General features: G+C 69.4%; 24 protein-coding genes. 20 read left to right on the forward strand and 4 right to left on the reverse strand.

Annotated elements, in window-relative coordinates; all coding sequences use genetic code 11:
- The 10 genes from larB to VGV13_00640 all read left to right on the forward strand — a co-directional run.
- A partial coding sequence (gene larB / locus VGV13_00595; protein HEV8639580.1) for a nickel pincer cofactor biosynthesis protein LarB occupies nucleotides 1-717 on the forward strand: 717 nt, incomplete at its 5' end.
- Nucleotides 718-890: 173 nt separating this feature from the next.
- Nucleotides 891-2,069 carry a nickel pincer cofactor biosynthesis protein LarC gene (gene larC, locus VGV13_00600; protein ID HEV8639581.1) on the forward strand — a complete coding sequence of 393 codons (1,179 nt, stop codon included), beginning with the start codon at nucleotides 891-893 and terminating at the stop codon, nucleotides 2,067-2,069.
- A gap of 169 nt (nucleotides 2,070-2,238) precedes the next feature.
- Entirely contained in the window at nucleotides 2,239-2,373 is a 135-nt protein-coding gene (locus VGV13_00605) for a hypothetical protein (GenBank protein HEV8639582.1), read from the forward strand.
- Nucleotides 2,374-2,378: 5 nt separating this feature from the next.
- Nucleotides 2,379-2,666, forward strand: coding sequence for a hypothetical protein (locus tag VGV13_00610; GenBank protein HEV8639583.1), 288 nt, complete (start codon nucleotides 2,379-2,381; stop codon nucleotides 2,664-2,666).
- A gap of 100 nt (nucleotides 2,667-2,766) precedes the next feature.
- The gene (gene pqqA, locus VGV13_00615) at nucleotides 2,767-2,865 is read left to right on the forward strand and encodes a pyrroloquinoline quinone precursor peptide PqqA (GenBank protein HEV8639584.1); all 99 of its coding nucleotides are present in this window, start codon (nucleotides 2,767-2,769) and stop codon (nucleotides 2,863-2,865) included.
- Nucleotides 2,866-2,947: 82 nt separating this feature from the next.
- Entirely contained in the window at nucleotides 2,948-3,868 is a 921-nt protein-coding gene (gene pqqB / locus VGV13_00620) for a pyrroloquinoline quinone biosynthesis protein PqqB (GenBank protein ID HEV8639585.1), read from the forward strand.
- Nucleotides 3,865-4,602 carry a pyrroloquinoline-quinone synthase PqqC gene (gene pqqC, locus VGV13_00625; protein ID HEV8639586.1) on the forward strand — a complete coding sequence of 246 codons (738 nt, stop codon included), beginning with the start codon at nucleotides 3,865-3,867 and terminating at the stop codon, nucleotides 4,600-4,602. The genes pqqB and pqqC overlap by 4 nt, the downstream gene beginning before the upstream one ends.
- Nucleotides 4,599-4,880, forward strand: a complete 282-nt coding sequence (gene pqqD, locus VGV13_00630; GenBank protein HEV8639587.1) for a pyrroloquinoline quinone biosynthesis peptide chaperone PqqD — start codon at nucleotides 4,599-4,601, stop codon at nucleotides 4,878-4,880. The genes pqqC and pqqD overlap by 4 nt, the downstream gene beginning before the upstream one ends.
- Nucleotides 4,877-5,983 carry a pyrroloquinoline quinone biosynthesis protein PqqE gene (gene pqqE / locus VGV13_00635; protein HEV8639588.1) on the forward strand — a complete coding sequence of 369 codons (1,107 nt, stop codon included), beginning with the start codon at nucleotides 4,877-4,879 and terminating at the stop codon, nucleotides 5,981-5,983. Before pqqD ends, pqqE begins: the two co-directional genes overlap by 4 nt.
- Nucleotides 5,980-6,498 carry a permease gene (locus VGV13_00640; protein ID HEV8639589.1) on the forward strand — a complete coding sequence of 173 codons (519 nt, stop codon included), beginning with the start codon at nucleotides 5,980-5,982 and terminating at the stop codon, nucleotides 6,496-6,498. Before pqqE ends, VGV13_00640 begins: the two co-directional genes overlap by 4 nt.
- A gap of 19 nt (nucleotides 6,499-6,517) precedes the next feature.
- Here the strand turns inward: VGV13_00640 and VGV13_00645 are convergent, their stop codons facing one another.
- On the reverse strand, nucleotides 6,518-7,612 hold the full coding sequence (locus VGV13_00645; protein HEV8639590.1) for a PQQ-dependent sugar dehydrogenase: 1,095 nt from the start codon (nucleotides 7,610-7,612) through the stop codon (nucleotides 6,518-6,520).
- Nucleotides 7,613-8,481: 869 nt separating this feature from the next.
- On the opposite strand from VGV13_00645, the gene VGV13_00650 reads away from it, so the two are divergent.
- The 8 genes from VGV13_00650 (at nucleotide 8,482) to VGV13_00685 (ending at nucleotide 16,176) form a co-directional block, all read left to right on the forward strand.
- Nucleotides 8,482-8,967 carry a TQO small subunit DoxD gene (locus VGV13_00650; protein HEV8639591.1) on the forward strand — a complete coding sequence of 162 codons (486 nt, stop codon included), beginning with the start codon at nucleotides 8,482-8,484 and terminating at the stop codon, nucleotides 8,965-8,967.
- Nucleotides 8,967-10,106 carry an ABC transporter substrate-binding protein gene (locus VGV13_00655; GenBank protein HEV8639592.1) on the forward strand — a complete coding sequence of 380 codons (1,140 nt, stop codon included), beginning with the start codon at nucleotides 8,967-8,969 and terminating at the stop codon, nucleotides 10,104-10,106. Before VGV13_00650 ends, VGV13_00655 begins: the two co-directional genes overlap by 1 nt.
- On the forward strand, nucleotides 10,103-11,062 hold the full coding sequence (locus VGV13_00660) for a PQQ-dependent catabolism-associated beta-propeller protein (GenBank protein ID HEV8639593.1): 960 nt from the start codon (nucleotides 10,103-10,105) through the stop codon (nucleotides 11,060-11,062). Before VGV13_00655 ends, VGV13_00660 begins: the two co-directional genes overlap by 4 nt.
- A gap of 8 nt (nucleotides 11,063-11,070) precedes the next feature.
- Nucleotides 11,071-11,808, forward strand: coding sequence for a hypothetical protein (locus VGV13_00665; GenBank protein ID HEV8639594.1), 738 nt, complete (start codon nucleotides 11,071-11,073; stop codon nucleotides 11,806-11,808).
- A 218-nt stretch (nucleotides 11,809-12,026) separates the two neighbouring features.
- Nucleotides 12,027-12,311, forward strand: coding sequence for a hypothetical protein (locus VGV13_00670; protein HEV8639595.1), 285 nt, complete (start codon nucleotides 12,027-12,029; stop codon nucleotides 12,309-12,311).
- 270 nt (nucleotides 12,312-12,581) lie between these two features.
- Nucleotides 12,582-14,345, forward strand: a complete 1,764-nt coding sequence (locus VGV13_00675) for a PQQ-dependent dehydrogenase, methanol/ethanol family (GenBank protein ID HEV8639596.1) — start codon at nucleotides 12,582-12,584, stop codon at nucleotides 14,343-14,345.
- Between the two features lie 73 nt (nucleotides 14,346-14,418).
- Nucleotides 14,419-15,393, forward strand: coding sequence for a cytochrome c (locus tag VGV13_00680; GenBank protein ID HEV8639597.1), 975 nt, complete (start codon nucleotides 14,419-14,421; stop codon nucleotides 15,391-15,393).
- Nucleotides 15,394-15,423: 30 nt separating this feature from the next.
- Entirely contained in the window at nucleotides 15,424-16,176 is a 753-nt protein-coding gene (locus tag VGV13_00685) for a transporter substrate-binding domain-containing protein (protein ID HEV8639598.1), read from the forward strand.
- An 8-nt stretch (nucleotides 16,177-16,184) separates the two neighbouring features.
- Here VGV13_00685 and VGV13_00690 read toward each other — a convergent pair whose 3' ends face one another.
- From VGV13_00690 to VGV13_00700, 3 genes are all read right to left on the reverse strand, one after another.
- On the reverse strand, nucleotides 16,185-16,577 hold the full coding sequence (locus tag VGV13_00690) for a c-type cytochrome (protein ID HEV8639599.1): 393 nt from the start codon (nucleotides 16,575-16,577) through the stop codon (nucleotides 16,185-16,187).
- A gap of 3 nt (nucleotides 16,578-16,580) precedes the next feature.
- Entirely contained in the window at nucleotides 16,581-17,417 is an 837-nt protein-coding gene (locus VGV13_00695; GenBank protein HEV8639600.1) for a substrate-binding domain-containing protein, read from the reverse strand.
- A gap of 187 nt (nucleotides 17,418-17,604) precedes the next feature.
- Entirely contained in the window at nucleotides 17,605-19,389 is a 1,785-nt protein-coding gene (locus tag VGV13_00700; protein HEV8639601.1) for a methanol/ethanol family PQQ-dependent dehydrogenase, read from the reverse strand.
- 583 nt (nucleotides 19,390-19,972) lie between these two features.
- Here VGV13_00700 and VGV13_00705 point away from each other — a divergent pair.
- Nucleotides 19,973-20,446, forward strand: a complete 474-nt coding sequence (locus VGV13_00705) for a (2Fe-2S)-binding protein (protein ID HEV8639602.1) — start codon at nucleotides 19,973-19,975, stop codon at nucleotides 20,444-20,446.
- Nucleotides 20,447-20,456: 10 nt separating this feature from the next.
- The gene (locus VGV13_00710; GenBank protein ID HEV8639603.1) at nucleotides 20,457-22,817 is read left to right on the forward strand and encodes a xanthine dehydrogenase family protein molybdopterin-binding subunit; all 2,361 of its coding nucleotides are present in this window, start codon (nucleotides 20,457-20,459) and stop codon (nucleotides 22,815-22,817) included.
- Nucleotides 22,818-22,821 lie beyond the last annotated feature (4 nt).

Here is a 22,821-nt window from a genome sequence, read left to right on the forward strand (position 1 = left end):
AGCGCGGGACGCCTCAGCGTCGAGGCGGCCCTGGCCCGGCTGCGGGGCCTGCCCTACGAGGACCTCGGCTTCGCCAAGGTGGACCAGCACCGCGCCCTGCGTGGCGGGGCGCCCGAGGCCATCTTCTGCCAGGGCAAGAGCGCCGAGCAGATCGTCGCCATCGGCCGGCGTCTGGCCGAACACCACTTCAACGTGCTGGCCACGCGCGCGGACCCCGGCATCGCCGCCGCCGTCGCCGCCGCCGGGCTCCCGCACGTGTACCACGTCGAGGCGCGGCTGCTCGTCATCCGGCCGGTCCCCACCGAGGGGCTCGGATTGATCGCCGTCGTCGCGGCGGGGACCTCGGATCTGCCGGTGGCCGAGGAGGGCGCCCTCGTGGCCGAAGCGCTCGGCGATCACGTGGAGCGCATCTACGACTGCGGCGTCGCGGGCCTGCACCGGCTCCTAGCCCACTACGACACGCTCGCCGGGGCCAACGTTATCGTCGCCGTTGCCGGGATGGAGGGGGCGCTGCCCAGCGTCATCGGCGGGCTCGTCGACCGGCCGGTGATCGCGGTGCCGACGAGCGTCGGCTACGGCGCCTCCTTTGGCGGGATCGCGGCCTTGCTGGCGATGCTGAACTCCTGCGCCCCCGGCGTGTCCGTCGTCAACATCGACAACGGCTACGGCGCCGCTCACCAGGCCAGCCTGATCAACCACCTCGTCGCCAAGCGCTGACGGTCTGTCGGCGAATGCTGCCAACTCACTGCGACCACTGCTCGGCGTTTCGAGCGCCGGCTCCGCTGGCGCCATCCCTTTGGGGTGGTTCGGAGGGGGCCGTGAGGCCCTCTCTGACTATGAATCTCGGAGGGGGCCGTAACGTCCACCCCCTCCGACTGAGCTGACGCGACATGCGCGTCGTCTACTTCGACTGCCCCAGCGGGGCCGCAGGCGACATGATCATGGCGGCGCTGGTCGACGCCGGGGCGCCGCTGGAGGCCCTCCGCGCCGAGCTCGGCAAGCTGCCCCTGAGCGGGTGGCGGCTCCTGGCGCGGGAGGTGCGCAAGGGCGCCTTCCGCGCGATGAAGATCGACGTCGAGGTCGATCACCGCGCCCACCACCCGCAACGCTCGCTCGGCGACCTCCTCGCCATCCTGGAAGAGAGCACGCTGGCGCCGGCCGTCAAGGACCAGGCCCGGCGCATCTTCGCGCGCCTGGCCGACGCCGAGGCCCGCGTGCACGGGACGAGCCGGGACGCCGTCCGCTTCCACGAGGTAGGGGCCGTGGACGCGATCATCGACGTGACGGGGGGCGTGATCGGGCTGTCGCTCCTGGGCGTCGAAGCGGTGTACGTGTCCGCCCTGCCCCTGGGCGGTGGCTTCGCCGAGGGCCCCCACGGCAAGATCCCCCTGCCGGCGCCGGGGACCGCCGAATTGCTCCGTGGCTTTCCCATCGTCGACACGGCGGTCCAGGCCGAGCTGGTGACGCCGACGGGTGCGGCGATCCTCACCACGCTCGCCGCCGGCGCCGGGCGGATGCCGGCCATGACGGTGACGAGCGTCGGCTACGGCGCCGGCACCAGGGACCTCGACGCGCCCAACGTGCTCCGCTGCTTCGTCGGCGACACCGGTGCCCCGACCGGCCAGGAGACGATCGCCCAGGTGGAGACGACGATCGACGACATGTCCCCACAGCTCTACGAGCCCCTGATCGATCGGCTCTTCGAGGCCGGCGCCCTTGACGTGTTCCTCACCCCCGTCGTCATGAAGCGGAGCCGCCCCGGGGTGGTGGTGACAGCGCTCGGTCCCCCGGATGCGGTGGGGGCGCTCTCGCGCGTGCTCTTCGAGGAGTCGAGTACCATCGGCGTCCGCTGGTCCGAGTGGCAGCGGGCGCGGCTCGAGCGGGAGATGGTCACCCTGCCGACCGCCTACGGGGCCATTACCTTCAAGGTCTCCCGGCTCGAAGGACGGATCGTCACGGTGACCCCGGAGTTCGCCGAGGTGGCGCGCATCGCGCGTGAGAAGTCGCTGCCCGTGCGCGAGGTACTCGACCAGGCGCGCGCCGACGCCCGCCGCCACCTCCACGGCTGAGGCGGCGAGCCGCGCCCTCCTGCTCCGCGGGGGCGCCGTTTTGTCACCGACGTGACGTCGTGTGTCGGATCATGAACGCGCCCGCTCCGGATCGTCGTTTACAACCCTACGAGAAGGCGACGTTTTCATCCCGCGCGCATCTGGAACGACTGTTGCCTTATCGAGGCGCGTGTCGCTCATCTGGCGCTTGGCGCTCGCGGGACTCCTGCTCATCGTCGTCACCGCCCTGGCGGCGGTGGCTCTCTCCGCCGGGTCCGACCTCACCGCCCCCCTAGAGACAAGCGCGAGCGACCGCGCCCGGTAGGGGCCATGGCTCCGCTCCGGTCGCTCCTGGGCCCGCCGCTCGGCGGGTTCGACCCCGATCTCCGCCGCGTGGTCCGGATCGAGATCTCGGCCGCGCTGCTCGTCACGGCGTCCGCCTCCGTCACCGGCCCCTTCACGGGCCTGATCTTGCGTCGGGAGCTGGGGGCCACGCCCCTGCAGCTCGCGGCACTCCCCGCCGCCTGCGCCGCGTCCCTGCTCCTGTCGCTGCTGTGGCAACGGATGCTGGCCAGGCGCGCACGCCGCTCGGATGTGTCGTCTGGGCGGGGCCCGTAACGCAGAGGGGTCGGGAAGCGCCTTGACAGGGGCCGGCGCCTCTACTATCCTCCGATCCCGCAGACGCTCTACGTCGGTGCGGACAGGGGGGTGAACGCCGATGACCTGGGAGACGCCCGCCTTCGTCGAGATCAAGATGGACGCCGAGATCAACTCGTATCAAGACGATTTCGATCGGGACGACTCGGAACCCTTTTAGGGGCGGACACCCCGCCCAGTTGAGCGGCCCTTCTTGACGACCTAACGGCCGGCGTGAAGGGCTGCGTCATCTTCGGTGACGAGTGCATATCCGGGTCCTGGGTTCGGCCGCTGGAGGCGGGGCGCCGCAGTGGAACTGCGGCTGCCAGAACTGTCGCGGCATGCGCGAGGGCGCGGTCCGCGCCACGGCGCGAACCCAGGAGTGTGTTGCCGTCAGCGCCGACGGCCAGGCATGGTTCCTGCTGAACGCCTCGCCGGAGATCCGCGCCCAGATCGAGAGCTTCCCGCCGCTCCACCCGCGGGCCCCGCGGCACTCCCCGGCGGCGGGTATTGTCCTCACCAGCGGCGATCTTGACCACTGCCTCGGGCTGCTCTCCCTTCGCGAGTCGTACCCGCTCACCGTGTACGCCACGGACCGCGTGCGGCGGGGCTTCACCGAGGGCAACGTCCTCTACCGGACGCTCCTGCGGTTTCCCGGGCAGGTGACGTGGCGGGTGCTCAAGCCTGGCCACGAGGAGGAGATAACCGCCGATGGCCGGCCGACCGGCCTCGTGCTCTCGGCCATCGCCGTTCCCGGCAAGCTGCCGATCCACCTCGAGGGGCTTCTGCCGGCCGATCCCGAGGACAACGTCGCCCTGCGAATCCGTGAGTCGAGGACCGGGCGGACGCTGGTCTACGCCCCGGCCGTCGGCGCGGTGACGCCCGCGGTGCGGGCGGTGCTCGAAGGGGCCGACTGCCTGTTCTTCGATGGCACCTTCTGGTCCAACGACGAGCTGCCGGCGCAGGGGCTCGGCACGCAGCGGGCCGAGGACATGGCCCATGTTCCCGTGGGCGGGCCGAAGGGGAGCATGGCGGTGCTGGGACCGGTGCCGGGCGCTCGACGGTGGATCTACATCCACGTCAACAACACCAACCCCCTGCTCCGCGAGGACTCGCCGGAGCGGCAGGCGGTCGATCGGCAGGGCTGGGAGGTGGCCTACGACGGCATGGAGGTGGTCCTGTGATCGAGGCGCAACCGCACGCGTCGCTGCCCCCTGATGCCTTCGTGGAATGGCTTCGGCGTGAGGGGGAGACGCGCTATCACGACCATCACCGCTACCACCTGATGATGCACGAGGGGAAGCTTACCCAGCGCCAGCTTCAACAGTGGGTCCTGAACCGCTACTACTACCAGACGCGGGTCCCCATCAAGGACGCGATCATCCTCTCGAAGTCCGAGGATCCGGCCTTCCGTCGGATGTGGATCCGGCGGATCCACGACCACGACGGCAACGGCGACGAGCCGGGGGGGCTCGACCTCTGGCTCCGCCTGGCCGAAGGCGTGGGGCTCGACCGCGAGGAGGTGGCGAGCTGCCGCTCGGTGTTGCCCGGCGTCAAGTTCGCGAGCGACGCCTACGTCGACCTCGTGCGCGACCGCAGTCTGGTCGAAGCGGTGGCGTCGTCGCTGACCGAATTCTTCGCGCCCGACCTGATGACGCGGCGGCTGGCGGCGTGGGAGCGCCACTATCCCTGGATCAGCCGCGAGATGCTTGAGTATTTCCGGTCCCGGGTGCCGCGGGCCCGGCGCGACTCCCTGGAGGCGATGGATTTCGTTACCCGCCATGCGACCAGCTACGAGCTGCAGACCCGCTGCGTGGCCGCGCTCATCCGGAAGACAGAGATCCTCTGGCACCTGCTCGACTGCCTCTACGCGGCGTACATCGAGCCCGGCTGGGGACCGGCCGGCGGACGCGCATGATCGCACCCACGAGCCGGCCGCGGCTGGCCCCCAAGGTCCGGGTCCGCTTCGACCGCCGCGGCCAGCAATACCTGCTGCTCTATCCCGAGAAGGGGCTGGCCCTGAATCCGACGGCGGCGGCGGTCGTGTCCCTGTGTACCGGCGAGCACACCGTCGAAGCGATCGTGGAGCAGCTCGCCGCCAAGTGCCTCGCCGAGCCGCGGGAGCGAGTGGAGCGCGACATCCTGGCGTTCCTGCAAGCCATGACCGACCGTGGCCTGGTGAAGGACGGCTCGTGAGCGGCGCCTACCGACCGTACACGCTGGTGGCCGAGTTGACGTACCGCTGCCCTCTCCGCTGCGTGTACTGCTCCAACCCGCTCGATTACGCCCGCCACGGCGAGGTGCTCGACACCGCCACCTGGCTCCGGGTCCTTCGCGAGGCCGAAGACCTGGGAGTGGTCCAGCTCAACCTGACCGGCGGCGAGCCGCTGATCCGGGGCGACCTGGAGACGCTGATCGAAGGGGCGCGATCCCTCGACCTCTACACCAACCTGATCACCAGCGGAATTCCGCTGACCCTCGAGCGGCTTGGCCGGTTCCGCGCGCTCGGCCTCGACAACGTCCAGCTCTCGATCCAGGACGTCGAGGCCGGGGCGTCCGACCGCATCGCCGGGCACCGGTCGTTCGCCCGGAAGCTCGAGGTGGCCCGCTGGGTGAAGGACCTCGGCTTTCCGCTGACGCTCAACGTCGTCCTCCATCGCCACAACCTCGATCGCCTGGCCGAGATCATCGCCATGGCGGAGTCGCTGGCCGCCGACCGGCTCGAGCTCGCCAACACCCAGTACCTCGGTTGGGCGCTGCTCAACCGTGGGGCACTCCTGCCGACGCGGGAGCAGATCCAGCGCGCGCGGGCGGTGGCGGCCGCCGCCCGGGACCGGCTTCGCGGGACGATGGAAATCCTCTTCGTCACGCCTGACTACTACGCGCGCTTCCCAAAGGCCTGCATGGACGGCTGGGGCCGGCGCTTCCTGGTGATCAGCCCCGACGGGCTGGTGTTGCCCTGCCACGCCGCGCACACGCTGCCCGACGTCACGTTCGAGAACGTGCGGGACCGCGCCCTCGCCGACATCTGGCAGGACTCACCGGGGTTCAACGCCTTCCGGGGCGAGGAGTGGATGCCGGAGCCGTGCCGGAGCTGCGACCGGCGGACCCTGGACTTCGGCGGCTGCCGCTGTCAGGCGTTCCACCTGACCGGCGCCGCCGGCGTGACCGATCCCGCCTGCTCGCTCTCGCCGCATCACGCGATCGTGGAGGCCGCGCGCGAGGAAGCGGACGATGTCGCGGCCAGACCGGTGGCCTTCCAGTATCGACAGCCGCAGGCCCCGGCCGCGGCCGGATGAGGAAGCGCCGGCTGGACGCCACGCTGCTCGTGCTGCTCGGCCTGACGGCGCTCGCCGTCGGCGCCGCCTTCCTGCAGGACCCGGCGCTACCGCTCCGCGGCTTCGCCGCCGCCGGCCGCCTGTTCAAGGGAGTGTGGGCCGAGCTGCTCCTCGGGTTCCTGCTCGCTGGCCTGCTGGAGGTGCTCGTGCCGCAGCCGGTCCTGTCACGCTGGCTGGGCAGCGAGCACCTAGCGCGCGGCATCGTGCTGGGTTGGTTCGCCGGGCTCGTGATGCCCGGTGGGCCGTATCTGTTTTTTCCGGTGGCGGCGAACCTCTTCCGGAGCGGCGCCGCTCCCGGGCCGCTGATCGCTCTCCTGACGGCGAAAACTCTGGTGAGTCCGATCCGAACGCTGACCTATGAGGCGCCGCTCCTGGGCTGGCCGCTGACCCTCGCGCGGTTCATCCCGGGCGTGCTGCTCCCGCCGGTCATGGGCCTCGTCGGGCAGTGGCTCTTCGTCGTCCTCAAGGGGCGCTGACGGCGGGCGCTCCTGCCGGTCACGGTCGGAAACTGACGCGGAAGATGCGGCCGCCGTGGTCGTCCGAGACGTAGAGCGCCCCATCCGCGCCCACCACGAGATCCACGGGTCGCCCGGTGATCTGGCCGGCCTCGGCCCAGCCGGTGATGAAATCCTCGACCCGTGGGGGCTGGCCCGGCGACAGCGTGATTCGGACGACCCTGTAGCCCGCGCGCGGAAGACCGGCCCGCGAGCCGTGATACGCGACCAGAAGGCTGCCGTGAAAGGCGCGCGGGTACTGCCCCCCGGTGTAGAACGCGAAGCCGAGCGGCGCGGAGTGCGGCGGAATCTCCACGGTCGGCAGCGCCATCGCCCGGCAGTCGCGGCGCCCGGGCAGCTCGGGATCGGGCGCAGCGAGCCCGCGCGCGGCGAAGCAGTCGGGCCAGCCGTACCAGGCTCCCGCGGTGACCTCGGTCACGTAGTCCGCGGGCGCTCCACCGGCCTGCCAGTCCCGCTCGTTGACGGTCGTCCAGAGCGCGCCGGTACCGGGATGAAACGCGAGACCCACGGGGTTGCGGAGACCGGTGGCGAACAGCCGCGGGGCGGAGCCATCGCGCTCGTAGCGGACGATAGCGGCGCGCCGGGGATCCTGCTCGCGGCAGATGTCACAGGACGAGCCGACGGCGACGTACATTCTGCCGTCGGGCCCGAACGCGATCGAGCGCGTCCAGTGGTGGGCGCCCGCCGGGAGGTCGGGGACGATGACCACGGGGTCGCGCGCCGTCACGGTGCCCGCGTCATAGCGGAAGCGGACGACGCGCCCGGTCTCGGCCACGTACAGATCGCCGTCGCGGAAGGCGAGCCCGTGGGGACGCTCCAGCCCCGCCAGCACCGTGATCGCCTCGTCGGCCCGGCCGCGGCCCCCCCGGTCGGGCAGCGCGAGCACGCGCCCCTCGGCGGGCACGGAGACCAGGAGCGTGCCCACCGGATCGACGGTCATCGCCCGCGGCGCGCCCAGGCCCGAGGCGAAGACGCGGACGCGGAATCCGGCCGGCGCGACCAGCGCCGGCTCCGCGGCCACCGCGGCCGCGGTGAGCAGCAGGCCGACGCCCCACGCCGCCACGAGCGCCACCATGCGCGTGCTTATAACACCTGTGTGTCGGGAGCACATCATCCGGCCGCCGGCCGAGAGCAAGTCACCTGACCGTTCCCAGCAGGCCGCCGGGTTGGAATACCGCCCCGGGAGGGCGATGACCTACACCCGGGCTACGGCGGAGGACCATGAAGGTGCGGCGTAGCCAAGAGCGGTCAGATCGCTTGCCAAAACCGGAGCGGACAGAGCACTTGTCAACGACGGTGGGACGGATCAGATACAGGTCGATTACTCCAGCTCGTCAATCGGCTTCCACGCCGACGAGGTCCGAGCGCTGGCCGACTGTCCTGACGCCGAGGCCACTGGAATCTCTCGACCGCCCTCGCGGCAGACGTATGCGACGACTGGGAGGGGGTCAACTGAGCGACGTAGGGCTTCCCTGACCGCGTGGCAATCGGACTGACTTGGCAGCGGCAGGGCATGCCCAACGTAGGCGCCCTCCGCTCCCGCCTGATAGAGCAAGAGCCACCAGATGATCCAACGCCCCCGCATGCCGAGCAGTGAACGCAAGACGAGTACCAACTCCTCGGGGAGGCGACGAAAGGGGCCAATTATCTGACGTGAAACGCCCCGCGCGGTGGGCGACGGAAAATGGGCGGACCAGGACGAGGAGCCAAAAGGGCATGCGGTGACAGAAACTCGCACGCCCGCCCTCCGGCAGCGCGAGCCGCGTCATCCAGGCCCGATCCACCACTCACCAGCCACGCCAAGCACCGCTGGCAGGCGGCCTCGGAGCGGTCAAGCGAGGACTCAGGTCGGGCGAGCCGAGCGCGTGTTGACAATGGTCGCCGCCGCATATTACCGTCCGGCCCACACAGCGGATGATTGGATCACAGCGGTGGATCGCGGTGTTGCGGATCGTGGTCGGCGCATGGTTCCTCAAGGCGGTCTCCACGAAGCTCGCGATCGCCTGGGTCGATGGCGTCCTCCCGTACCCGGCGGTGTCGGCCCGATTTCTCGGCTTCCACCCCAAGCGGGTGGGCGAGTTTGCCGCCGGTAACCCGGTCCTCTGGTACAAGGACTTCCTCGAGGGCAGCGTCGTTCCCAACGCGAAGTTCTTCGCCACGCTCCAGGCCTACGGTGAGGTCGCCGTCGGCCTGGGGCTCGTCGTCGGCTTTCTCACCGGGCTGGCCGCGCTCGTCGGCCTCTTCATGGCCCTGAACTTCGGTCTGGCCACCCAGTGGATGAGCTTCGGGCAGCAGGGGTTTCATCTCCTGCTGGTGACGTCGATGCTGATCTTCCTCTGCGCCCGCGCGGGGCGTCGCTGGGGCGTGGACGGTTGGCTGCTCGCCCACGCGTCAGCGGGTCAGCGCCGCTGGCTCAGGCTGGTGATGTGATGGCGTCGGTCCCTCGCCGCGCGTTTCTCCGGCTCGCTGCGACGGCCGCCGTCACGGGCCTGTTTCCGCGCCGCGCCTTCGGCGAGGAAACAGTCCTGGTCGGGCTCGTCCGGCCCCCGGATCGGCGGGCGCTCGCCGACGGCGCCGCCCTCGGGCTCGAGGACGCCAACGCTCTGGCGACGATGTTCGGCCGGCGCCTGCAGCTCGCAGCTGCGACCGCGGCTGACGCTCGCGGCGCGGGGGTTGCGGCCCGCGCGTTGGCGCGCGAGGGCGTGATCGCGGTCATCGGCGGAGCGGGCCCCGGCCAGGCCGAGGCGCTGCGCGACGTCGCCGCCGCGGAAGCCCGGCTCTTCTTCAACGCCGGCGCGCAGGACGACGCCCTGCGGGGCGAGCGCTGCGAGCGCCACAGCTACCACCTCGCCCCCAGCGTCACCATGTGCGTAGACGCCCTCGCGCAGTGGCTTGCCGGACCGCGCCGGCTCCGTCGGTGGGCGATCGTGACCGACGGCAGCCCGCGCGGACGGGAGATCGAAGCGGCCGCGCAGCGGGCCGCCGGTCGCCTCGGGGCCGCCCTGAGCGCGGGCGCGGCTGCCACCGACATCACGCTCATCGCCGTTGACGCCGCCTCCCAGCGGGAGGCGGCCGGGCGGCTGCGCGCCGCTGGCGTCCCGTTCGCCGGCATCGGCGCCGACGCGGTAGCCGACTTCGGTCCCGAGGAGGGAGCTGGCTTCTGGGTCGTCGGCTGGCATCACGAGCTCGAGCGCTTCAGCGCCCGAGAGCTGAACCGTCGCTTTCGTCGCCGCTTCGGCGTGCCGCTCGACGAGACGGCGTGGGCGGCCCGGGCGGCGATGAAGATGATCGGCGAAGGCGCGGTGCGAGGAGGGGCTGGCGATGCGGCCGGCCTGCGCGCGTTCCTGGGCATGGCGCCGCCCTTCGACGGACACAAAGGCGCGGCACTTACCTTCAGGCCCTGGGACCAGCAGTTGCGCCAGCCGCTGTACATCATCGGGCCGCGACGCCGGGAGGAAGTGGGCGGCGCCCGGGGGCCGTTCGAAGTCCTGGCCCAGGCGCCGCGCGAGGACCTCGACGCCATCGGCATCGGCCGCACCGAAACGCGCTGTCGGGAGCTGACACGATGACGGCGCTGCGGGGATCCATGCTCGGCGCGGTGCTGGTCACGCTAGCCGCCTGGCCTGCGATGGCCGGCTCGCTCGTCTACGTCTCCAACGAGCGCTCCAACGACATCACTATCATCGATGCGACAACCGACACGGTGGTGGCGACGGTGAAGGTGGGCGACCGGCCGCGCGGGATCGCGATCAGCCCCGACGGCCGCAACGTGTACGTGGCGCTCGGTGAAGAAGACGTCATCGCGGTGGTGGACACCTCCACCCGCCAGGTAGTGGCCAGGCTGCCGGCCGGCAGCGACCCCGAGGCGTTCGCGGTGAGCCCGGACGGCCGGTACCTCTACGTCTCGAACGAGGACGCCAACACCGCGTCCGTTGTGGACGCCCGGACCGGCGCGGCCGTGAAGACGGTCCCGGTGGGGGTCGAGCCGGAGGGCGTGGCCGTGAGCCCCGATGGCCGGCTCGTGTACGTGGTGGCCGAGACGACCCACACGGTCTCGGTGATCGATACGGGGTCGTTCGCGGTCGTGGCGGCGATTCTCGTGGGCAGCCGGCCCCGCGAGGCCGCGTTCTCGCCGGACGGGCGTCGAGCGTACGTCACGGCCGAGATCGGTGGAGTGGTATCGGTGATCGACACCGCCAGTCACAAGGTCGTCGGGACACTGAAGATCGAGCGGCCGGGCGCCAAGCCGAAAGGGGTAGTCTTCCATCCCGAGGGCAAGTGGGTCTACGTCGCCAACGGCGCCTCCAACGATGTGACGGTCATCGACGCCGAGCAGCAGAAGGTGGCCGGGTACATCCCCGTTGGACGGCGCCCCTGGGGGCTCGCCGTCACGCCGGACGGGCGGAAGCTCTACGTGGCCAACGGCGCCTCCGACGACGTCTCCGTCATAGACACTGCGGCCCGGCGCGTGGTCGCGACCGTCAAGGCGGGCAAGGGGCCCTGGGGCGTGGCGATCGGACGGTAGCGGCGAGCATGCGCCGGGCCCTGCTCTTCCTCCTCGCCATCGTCGTCCTTCCCGCATCGGCGGCCGGCGGCACCATCACCGGGCGGGTCGTGTTCCGCGGCGAGCCGCCGATCCTCGCGCCCATCGACGTGGTGAAGGACCGCGAGGTCTGCGGGACGGCGGTGCCCTCGCCCGCCCTCGTCGTGGCGCCAGGGACGCGCGGCGTCCGCTATGCGGTGGTATTCCTCGAAGGGGCGACGGCGCCGGCCGCCCCAGACCCGCCCGACCTCACGCTCGAGAACCGGCAGTGCCGCTTCGTCCCCCACGTGCTCGCGACACGGATCGGCAGCGAGCTCGCCATCGTCAACGGTGACCCGGTGCTCCACAACCTCCGGGCCTGGCCGGAGGGTGAGTCGCGTCGCCCCGTGTTCAACGTGGTGCAGCCGACGCAGGGCCAGGTGAGCCGCCGGACGATCAAGCGCGAGGGCGTCATGGCGCTGACGTGCGACACCCACGTCCACATGAGCGGTTGGCTCCTCGCGTTCGATCACCCCTACTTCGCGGTCACCAACGCGGACGGCGAGTTCACGATCCCTCGGGTCCCCGCCGGGCGTTATCGCATCACCGTCTGGCACGAGGGATGGAACGTCCTGCGGCGGACGCCCGAGGGACGTCTCGTGTACGATCCGCCCCATGTCGCCTCGGAGGACATCACGCTGACCGAAACCGGCAGCGCCCGCATCGTGTTCGAGCTCCCCGCCCGCTGACCGCGCTTACCCGAACGTGGATGGGGCGTCTTCGCTCCGTCCGCCCCAGCTCAGCGCCGAGTCGATGCCCCTCCTGAGCGGCGCGGCCCTGTGTTGAGCCCGGCGCTCTGCGAACTCACCTGGTGATCCCGCGCTCCACCAAGGCGATGTCTTCGGGCGGCACGCGCCTTGCACACACCCCGGGGCGTGAGGAACCGACTCGCCCGGGAGGACGGCAGATGACCCGTCGGCTCTTCAGTCTGGCGGCGACGCTCCTTCTCGCTGCCAATGTCCTGATCAGCTTCGACACCATGGAGGTTGTGGTGTACGTGGACCCCGGAACCCGCGTCGAGGTGCCGGCCGAGTTCGTGGCGCGAGAAGCGTGCGGCCTCTTGCATTCGATGCGCCTCGCGCTTCCAGTGCCGTATCGGATCGAGTGGCGGAAGCAGTTGGCCACCGGCGCCGCGGTTCCTGACGAGTCGAAGGTCGTCACCGGCCTGCTGACCGGCTGCGACGAAGTCTAGCCCCCAGTTCAGCCCAGAGGCTGGGGCCACCGCCGGGGAAACTATGCCCGGGTGGCAATCGTTGACGTGGTGACACCCGCCGCGAGGCGCTGGAGCGGCATCGCGCGATCCTACGCCTGGCCCGCCTGCCCCTTGACAGCACGCCGAGAAGGCCAGTAAATAGGGCCCTCCGATAGCGGCCTCCCGCCGAAGAGGGGGGTGAGAGTCTCTCCGAGTTCGCCCGGCACCGCGGTTCCCTTGGCCTCGCCCAGGAAACGAAAGGAGAAGGGGATGGACAGGAAGACGTCGCTCCTGCTCTCGTTCGGATCGCTCGTCTTCGTCGTCCTCGTGGTCCTCGCGCCGGCGCCCGCCCCAGGGCAGGAGTGGACGGATGTGACCGAGGCGCGGCTGCTCGACGCCGACAAGGACGGCAACAACTGGTTGACCTACCGCCGCACGTACAACGGCTGGTGGTACAGCCCGCTGACCCAGATCAACACGAGCAACGTCGGAAAGCTCACGCCGAAATGGATCTTCTCGGGTGGTGGGTGGGGAGACCAGAAGGGCACCCCGCTCGTGAACAACGGGATCATGTTCACGGTGTCCACCGACGCGACCGATCCCACCGCCCATCCGCGGACGATCCACCGCCAGAAGGTCTTTGCCGTCGACGCCGCGACCGGCGTGGCGCTCTGGAAGCACGAGCACAAGCTGCCAGAGGATCTGACCGCTCTGGTCCGGGTGCTGGTCGGCACACGCGGCCTGGCCCTGTGGAAGGACAAGGTCTACTACGGCACCTACGACGCGCGCCTGATCGCCCTGCGCGCGAAGACCGGCGAGGTAGCGTGGAACAAGGAGATCACCGACTACCGGGACGGCTACTTCGTCTCGATGGCCCCGTTGATCGTGAAGGGCAAGGTGATCGTGGGGATGGCCGGCCCCGGGGAGATGGGGCCGCGGGGCTTCATCGAGGCCTTTGACTCCGAGACAGGGGCGAGCCTCTGGCGGACCTACACGGTTCCCGGACCGGGCGAGCCCGGCAACAACACGTGGCCCGGCGAGACGTGGAAGCTCGGCGGGGCCGCGGCCTGGAACCACGGGACGTACGATCCGGAGACGAACCTGGTCTTCTTCGGCACCGGCAACCCCGCCCCCTGGATCCCGCAGATGCGACAGGGCGACAACCTCTTCGCCAACTCGGTCATCGCCCTCGACACCGACACCGGCAAGATCAAGTGGCACTTCCAGATCCTGCCGAACGACCCGTGGGACTTCGATACCCCCCAGGAGCCCCTCGTCATCGACGTGGTGCGGAACGGCCGGACCGTGAAGAGCGTCGTGCAGGCCAACAAGCTCGGGTTCGTCTATACGCTCGAGCGGACGAACGGGAAATTCATGTCGGCCGTGCCCTTCGTGAACCTGATCAACTGGGGTCAGGTCGATCCGGCGACCGGGCGAGCCGCCAAGGACAACAGCAAGATCCCCGAGATGGGAGGCCAGCGGGTCGAGGTCTGCCCGGGCCTGGTGGGGGCGACGAGCTGGGGCAGCAAGCCCTACAGCCCGCGGACCGGCTACCTCTACATCCCGGCCAACGAGTACTGCATGATGTACGGCTTCCGGGGCGAGCTGGCGTACAAGCGCGGCGCGTTCTACACCGGGGCGATCCACGATCATCACGCCAAGGGAGATCAGTCGGGCGTGCTCCGGGCCTTCGACGTGAACACCAACCGCATCGTCTGGGAGTGGTCGAACCGATCTCCCCTGATCAGCTTCGCGCTGGCGACGGGTGGCGACCTGGTCTTCGTGGGCACTCCCGAGGGGAAGGTGGTGGGGCTGAACGCTCGCACCGGCCAGCAGCTCTGGGAGTTCAACGTCGGGACGCCGGTCTCGGGAGGGATCGTGAGCTATTCCGTAGGCGGCAAGCAGTACGTGGCTGTCGCGGCCGGCGGGACCACGCGCTCGACCGCGTGGTTCGGGAAGGAGCCGCGCTGGCAGCACCTCTTCAAGAACGTCAACTGGGGCGACAGCATCGTGGTCTTCGGCCTGCCCGAGTGAAGTCGCCCCTCCTCTCACGGCGGCGGCGGGACGGTGGTCACGCCGCCCCGCCGCCGCGTGGGGAGGCGGGAGGATGACCCTGCGCGGTGTCGGCCGGGGCCTGCTCGTCGCGCTGGTCGCGGCCGTCGTGCTCGCGGGGGGCAGGGAACGGCCCCCGGCGAGTTTCGCCGCGTCCGACGTGGAGTGGGGCCGGGAGGTCTACGAGGTGAACTGCACCGTCTGCCACGGAGCGCAGGGCGACGGTGACGGGCGGGTGGCCGGTCAGTTCCGCCGACGGCCGCAGAGCCTCCGCGTCGGGAGATTCAAGTTCCGCTCGACCGCCTCGGGCTCGCTGCCGCGCGACGAGGATCTCTACCGCACGGTCACCCACGGCATCCCGCGGACAGGAATGCTGCCGCACGACCACCTCGATGAGGCCGATCGCCGAGCGGTTGTCGCCTTCATCAAGACGCTGTTGCCGCGCTTCCAGGTGGAGCAGCCGGGCCCGGTCATCTCGCCGTCCGCGGCGCCGAGCCGCACGCCAGAGCTGCTGGCTCGAGGCCGTTCGCTGTACGTGACCGCTGGATGCGCCGAGTGTCACGGCGAGGGTGGAAAAGGAGATGGTCCGGCCACCCCGGACCTGAAGGACGAGTGGGGGCAGGCGATGCTGCCCTCCGATCTCAATCTCGTGCGGTTGCCGAGGCGGAGCGGCTCGGCGCCGGCCGACCTCTACCGGACGATCGCAACCGGTCTGGATGGCACCCCCATGCCGTCGTACGCCGATGCGCTGACCGGCGAGGAGATCTGGGCCATCGTGGCCTTCCTCGACGCGCTGCCGCGGGAAACCGGGTGGGCGGGCCTTCCGGAAAGCTCAGGCGTGGATCTGGTGCGTTGGCACTGCACCGTCTGCCACAACCTGGACGGTCCTAACCTCCCGCGGCTGGACCGCGCCGGCTGGGCCCACACGGTTGACTTGATGATCCGCTGGGGCGCCCCGATCCGCATCCAGGAGCGCGAGAGCGTCGTCCAGTACCTCGTCGAGAACTTCGGAGCGACCCGCGCCCCGTAGCGGGCCGCGCGGGTCCCGACAGGAGCCGAAATGAGGATGCTGCGACTCCTGCCAGCGGTCGCCGTGACGGCCGCCCTGGTCCTCGTCGGGAGTCTCGAGGCGGCTGATCTCACCAAGCTCCGCGTGTGCGCGGACCCCACGAACCTGCCGTTCTCGAGCCGCGATCCCGCCACCCCGGGCTTCGAGGTCGAGCTGGCGCAGGCGCTCGTGTCCGATGTCAGCTTCCACTGGGTGCCGACCGAGCGCTGGGCGTTCGTCGCGCGCCAGCTCCTGGACCGGCGGTGCGATCTGGTGTTCGGCCTTCCGCTGGACTCGCGCTTCGTGGACGACAACCCCCGCATCGCGCTGTCCCGCCCGTACTACGTGATGGGCCAGGTGCTGGTAACGCGCGCCGGTTCAGGCATTCGCCGCCTGGACGACCTCCAGGACCGGCCGGTGGCCGTGCAGGCCATGACGCCTGGAGACATTCTCGTCTTCCAGCGAGGACACGCCCGCCAGGTCCACTTCAAGCCGGAGGACGCGGTAGAGGCCGTGAGCTCCGGCAAGGCGGAGGCGGCCGTGATGTGGTCCTCACATGCCGGGTGGCTGATGAGGAAGGTCCCCGGCCTGGAGCTCACCTGGATCCGCGACCCCGAGGGGGAATTCAAGGTCGCCATCGGGACCAGGAAGGCGGACCAACACCTGCGACAGGCCGCCGACCGCGCCGTCGAGCGCCTGCTCGCCGATGGAAAGGTGAAGCAGATCCTCGGCCGCTACGGCATTCCGGTCCTGCCAGCTCCCTGAGCTCAGACCTACCAGTCGACCCTGCTGGGATCGCCTACGTAGAGAGAGCGGATGTAGGCGATCATCTTCCACACCTGGTCCGGCTCGAGATCGCCGAACACCTTGGGCATCGTGCTCTCGGCAATCTCGCCCTTGATCAGCTTGAAGAGCACCTCGTCGCTGCTGCCGAACTTCCAGACGTCGTCCATCAGCGGCATCCCCATGCCGCCGCCTCCCAGCACCCCATGGCAGCCGGAGCACCCGCGCTGCAGGTAGAGCGTCCGGCCTTCCTGGATCGCCTGGGCGTTGCCGGTGTAGGGGTTTAGCTTCTTGACGGCGTTGGGACTCTGGCCGCCGGCCGGCCCGCAGAGGCCGACCACCAGCGCGAGGGCGACCCCCGCGCCGAGCGCGAGACCGCGCACCGCTTAGCCTCCCGCCCCCTTCGTCCCGGGCGCGTCGGCTGGCAGCAGCGGCACCCCGTAGTCCTCGAGGACCTTCCGGATGTCGACCCGACGGCGGTCGAGCACGTCCTCCAGTCGCGTCTTCAACGCCTGGTCACCCTTCTTCACCCCCATGGAGATGTCGAAGGCGAGGGGCACGCCGGGGTCACCGGTGAGGGGCACCAGCTCGAGGGGGACGTTCAGCTTCTTCGCGAAATAGCCGACGAGCGGGCCCCAGGCGACGGCCACGTCGATCGTGCCGACCACCAGGTCCGTCACGAGCTTGCTGGGCCGCTCCGACGTCGGACCGCGGGGATCGTAGAAGAGCGAGTAGCCGACTACGTTGTCGAGGATCCCGCGTCGGGCCAGGGCCTCCTCGGGAGGCGTGTTGCGGTGGACGCCGATCCGAAGCTGCCGCAGGGCGGGAGCGTCGAGCGTCGTGATCTGGCGCCCGCTCTTCTCGTGGTACGCGATGACGTAGGCGGATCGATAGTACGGCTTGGTCCATAGCACCGGGTCGTAGCCCTTGGGGATGCCGATCAGCACATCGCACTGGTCGGCCCGGAGCGTGTTCCTCACCAGTCCCCGCTGGTGCGGCCACCAGTAATAGCTGAGCGGCGCGCCGAGCTCCCGCGCCACCAGCTCGGCGATCTTGTTCTCGAAGCCCTGCTGTTGCTGGTTGGAGAAGGGGAGATTGTCGGGGTCGGCGCACACGCGAAATGGCTTCGCGTCGTTGCTGAGGGCGTGACCCGCGAGGAGCGACGTCACCACCAGCAGCGCGCCGAGAGATCCGGCCAGCCACCGGCGACCCACTGTGTTCACCTCACGATCCGAGCGCCAGCTCTGACGGCGCGACCGTGTCGCGCGCAACGTGAATGGGGAGGTTTGGAGGGGGCGGTCCGCCGCCCCCTCCAAGCTAGTGCCGTTCCAACTTGTTGATACTAAATCTGTCCACGAACGACGTACACGGTGCCTTCCTAGGCGCGAATAGTTGGAACGGCACTAGTGGTCAGTCGAGCACGAAAACGTGCAGGGTGCCACCGACCGTCGTGACCTTGTCCAGGCCCGCCTTGTAGGCGACGCCCACCGCGCCCAGGGCTCCGAAGGGATCCTGCGGCGGGAGGTTCGCCGCGATCGGGAGCCCGAACCAGCCACCGACACCGGAGTAGATGGCGACGTATTGCTTGCCGTCAGGGCCGATGTAGGTCATGGGATTCCCGATCGATCCGGAGGCAAGCTTGTGCTTCCAGAGCAGGTTGCCGTTCTTGATGTCCACGGCCTTGAACCAGCCGTCCATCGTGCCGTAGAAGGCGACGTCGCCGGCGGTGACCAGCGTGCCGCTCCAGACCGGGAACGGCTCCTTGACCCCCCAGACCTTCTTGCCCTTGGTGGGGTCCCACGCGATGAACTCGCCGAGGTGGCCACCGGGGCCGGCGAACATCAGGACGTTGGCGCCGACGTACGGAGCGCCCGCGGTGTACTTCACCTCGACGCCCTCGTAGTTCATGCAGATGTTGTTGGTGCCCGTGTAGAAGAGCTGGGTCCGCGGCGAGTACGCCGAGGGCTGCTGGTCCTTGCCTCCCATGGCGCCGGGGCAGATGTCCTTGGTGTCCGCCCCCTGCTTGGTACGCTTGCTCGGGTCCTCGACGGGTCGTCCCGTCTTCATATCGACGCTCTTCGCCCAGTTCGTCGGGACGAAGTGCTGGGCCACGAGCAGCGAGCCGTTGGTGCGATCCAGTGTGTAGGCGAACCCGTTACGGTCGAAGTTGACGAGCGCCTTGACCGTCTTCCCGTTCATCTTCAGATCGACCAGGACGTTCTCGTTGATCCCGTCGTAGTCCCAGGCGTCCCAGGGCGTCTTCTGGTATCCCCACTTCGCCTCGCCGGTATCGGGGTTCCGGGCGAAGATCGTCATCGACCACTTGTTGTCGCCCTTGCGCGGCGTGGGGTTCCAGGTCCCGGGGTTGCCGGTGCCATAGTAGAAGAGGTTCAGGTCGGGATCGTAGGTGTACCAGCCCCACGTGGTGCCGCCGCCTATCTTCCAATGCTCGGCCGGCCAGGTCTTGGTGCCCTCACCCATCTGGCCGAAATGCGGGTTGGCGGAGTTGAAGTCGCGGGCGAGCTTCAGGTCCTCGTCCGGCCCTATGCTGTAGGCCTTCCACGCCAGCTTGCCGTCGTTGACATTGTAGGCGGCTACCCATCCCCGCACGCCGAACTCACCGCCCGACACGCCGACGATGAACTTGTCCTTGACCACCAGGCCCGCCATGGTCATCGTCTCGCCCCTGGTCGGGTCGGCATTCTTGGTCTTCCAGACCTCCCTTCCGGTCTTCGCGTCGAGGGCGATCACCTGACCGTCGAGCGTGGTCATTAAGATCTTGCCCTGGACGTAGTTCACGCCACGGTGGACCAGGTCGCAGCATGCGACCGGCACGGCGCGGTCGTCCTGCCGGGGGGTATACCTCCACTTGATGGGTGCGCCTTCCTTGGTCAGGTCGAGCGCGTAGACGTGGTTCGGGTACGCGCTGTGGACGTACATCGTGCTGCCCACGACCAGCGGCTGCCCCTCGTGGCCGCGCAGGGCGCCAGTCGAGAACGTCCAGGCGGGCTTGAGGTTCTTGGCCGTTCTGACGTTGATCTTGTCGAGCGTGCTGAAGCGCGTCCCCGCGTAGTCCTTGCTCGGGAGGACCCACTGCTTGTCGTCCTTCTGGAGCGACAGCAGCTCCTGGTTGGCATCGGCCCCCCAAGGCAGCAACAGCGCGGTCATGACCATGACCCAGATGCTGCGCCTCATGTTTCAGCCTCCCTCCATGATCGCCAGCGCGACGCCAGCTCGCTTCCCGGCGCCCCGGGCGTGACTAAAGCTCCTCCGAGAACGCTGGAGCCTCCCAGTCGATCGACTCACCTCCTTCCTCCCAACCTTCGAAACCGTCGGCCCGCAGTTCGTCGCGACGCCGTCGACTCGGGTGCCACGGTGTTACTCCCAGGAGCCCCAAAAATCAAGCGCGGAGAGATGGGCACGGCAGAAAAGAGCCTGGAAGGCTATTGAGGGCGCCGCGCAACGCGTCATCCGGTGCCCCGTTCGCACCAGACGCCAGGGCCTGTCCCCTGCGCCCGCGCGAGTCGTCGGAGGGGGGCGGACGTTACGGCCCCTCCGAAATCCATCGTCAATAGTCGGAGGGGGCCTTCCCGCCCCCTCCGAACCACCCCGTCGGTGGCGCCGGCAAAGCCGGCGCTCGAACAGGCCGAGCGTCGCCAAGCCTGGGGGCGCCGACGGCGCAGAAGGGCGTTGACAGGGTGCAGCCCGCGTCTTACTCTCGCAGCCCACGAGGCCCGAGCCAGCCCCCTGAAACCGCCTGAATCGGGGAGGACAAGCCGTGAAACTGCCAGTCAAGATGACGATCAATGGCCAGACCTACAGCCAGGACGTCGAGCCGCGTCTCCTCCTGGTCCACTACATCCGTGAGAACGCCGGTCTGACCGGCACCCACGTGGGATGCGACACGAGCCAGTGCGGCGCCTGCACGATCTCGATGAACGGGCAGGCGGTCAAGTCCTGCACGCTCTTCGCCGTCCAGGCCGACGGCGCCTCGATCACCACCATCGAGGGGCTCGCCCGGAACGGGGACCTGCACCCGATCCAGCAGGGATTCTGGGAGAAACATGGGCTGCAGTGCGGGTTTTGCACGCCGGGCATGATCATGGCTGCCCAGCAGCTGCTCGAGCGCTATCCGCGTCCCACCGAGGAGCAGATCCGCCACCAGCTCGAGGGCAACCTCTGTCGCTGCACGGGCTACCACAACATCGTCAAGGCCATCCAGTGGGCGGCGGAACAGATGGCGGGGAAGTGAGGGAATCGCCATGGCAACGGCGACTCAAGAGCGACTGTTCGGCAAGTCGATCAAACGCCGGGAGGATCCGCGCTTCATCACCGGCCGCGGCCAGTACGTGGACGACGTGAAGCTGCCGGGCCTGACCTACGCGGCGTTCGTCCGGAGCCCGCACTCCCACGCCCGCATCCGGAGCATCAATGTGGCGAAGGCGAAGGGGATGCCCGGGGTCATCGCCGCGTACACGGGTAAGGACGTCCCGGTCGGCGCGCTGCCGTGCGGCTGGATGCTGCCCGGCATCAAAGTGCCTCAGCGGCCCGCCCTGGCCCAGGACAAGGTGCACTACGTGGGCGAGCCGGTCGCCATCGTCATCGGCGAGAACGCCTACGCCGCCAAGGATGCGGCCGAGGCGGTCCAGGTCGAGTACCAGGCGCTGCCGGCGGTGAGCAACCCCCGGAAGGCCCACGACCGGGGCGCTGCGCTGCTCTTCGACGACATTCCCCAGAACCAGTGCTTCTACTGGACCATCGGCGACAAGGCTTCGACCGACGCGGCCTTCACGGCCGCCGCCAAGGTCGTGAGCCAGCCCCTCATCAATCAGCGCCTCATCCCCAACGCCCTGGAGCCGCGGGCCTGCCTGGCCTCCTTCTCGCAGGCGACCGGCGAGCTGACGCTGTGGGTGACGTCGCAGAACCCGCACGTCCATCGCCTCCTGATGGCGGCGTTCATCCTCGGCATCCCGGAGACGAAGATGCGGGTGATCGCACCGGACGTGGGCGGCGGCTTCGGCTCGAAGATCTTCGTCTACAACGAGGAGGTGGTCGTTTCCTGGGCGTCGAGGACGCTCGCCCGGCCCGTGAAGTGGACGGCGGAGCGGCGCGAGAGCTTCATGAACGACGCTCACGGGCGCGACCACGTCACCGAGGCCGAGATGGCCTTCGACCGGGACGGCAAGATCACCGGCCTGCGCGTCAAGACCCACGCCAACCTCGGCGCCTATCTCTCGACGTTCGCTCCGCTCATTCCGTCCTATCTCTACGGCCCGCTGCTCTCGGGCGTCTACAAGATCCCCGCGATCTTCTGTGAGGTCTGGGGGATGTTGACCAACACCGCGCCGGTGGACGCCTATCGGGGGGCCGGCCGGCCCGAGGCCACCTACCTGCTCGAGCGCATAATGGACCGGGCGGCGCGCGAGCTGAACGTCGATCCCGCCGAGCTGCGGAGCCGGAACCTGATCCCGGCGTTCACCGACGGCACGCCCTACCAGACGCCGGTCGCCTTCGCCTACGACAGCGGCAACTACGGGCCGGCGCTGAAGCGCGCGCTGGAGAGCGCCGGCTACCCCCAGGTGAGGAAGGAGCAGGAGCAGGCGCGCAAGCAGGGACGCTACCTCGGCATCGGCGTGACGACGTACATCGAGGCGTGCGGTCCCGCGCCGTCCGCCGTGGCCGGCTCCCTGGGCGCGGGCGCCGGGCTCTGGGAGTCGGGCCAGGTCCGCGTCCATCCCGCCGGCGCGGTGACCGTGTTCACGGGCTCGCACTCCCACGGCCAGGGGCACGAGACGACGTTCGCCCAGTTGGTGGCCGACGAGCTGGGGATCCCCATGGAGCAGGTGGAGATCGTCCACGGCGACACCGCGCAGATCCCGTTCGGCATGGGCACCTACGGCAGCCGCTCGGCGTGCGTCGGCGGCAGTGCGATCTTCAGGTGTCTGGAGAAGATCAAGGACAAGGGGCGGAAGATCGCCGCGCATCTGCTGGAGGCGGGGGAGCAGGACCTCGTCTTCGAGGACGGCAAGTGGTCGGTGAAGGGATCTCCCGGCAAGGCCAAGACGTGGGGCGAGGTGGCGCTGATGGCCTATCTGGCCCACAACATCCCGCAGGGGATGGAGCCCGGGCTCGAGGCCACATCCTTCTACGACCCGTCGAACTTCACGTTCCCGTTCGGCGCCCACGTCGCCGTGGTCGACGTGGATCCCGAGACCGGCACCGTGAAGCTCCTCAAGTACGTGGCCGTCGACGACGTCGGCCGCGTCATCAACCCGATGATCGTTGACGGCATGGTGCACGGCGGCATCGCCCAGGGCGTGGGCCAGGCACTGTGGGAGCACGGCGTCTACGGTGACGACGGCCAGCTCCTGACGGCGACGATGATGGACTACGCGATGCCGAAGGCCGATCAGCTGCCGTCCTTTCAGACCGATCGCACCGTGACCCCCAGCCCGGTCAACCCCCTCGGCGTCAAGGGCGCGGGCGAGACCGGCACCATCGCATCCACTCCCACGGTCGCCAACGCGGTCATCGACGCGCTGGCGCCGTTCGGCGTGGCCCACATCGACATGCCGCTGACGCCCGAGAAGATCTGGCGGGCCGTCAAGGCAGCGAAGAAATAGGAGG

The organism is Candidatus Methylomirabilota bacterium (assembly GCA_036001065.1).
In the GTDB taxonomy this organism is placed as follows: domain Bacteria; phylum Methylomirabilota; class Methylomirabilia; order Rokubacteriales; family CSP1-6; genus MNEF01.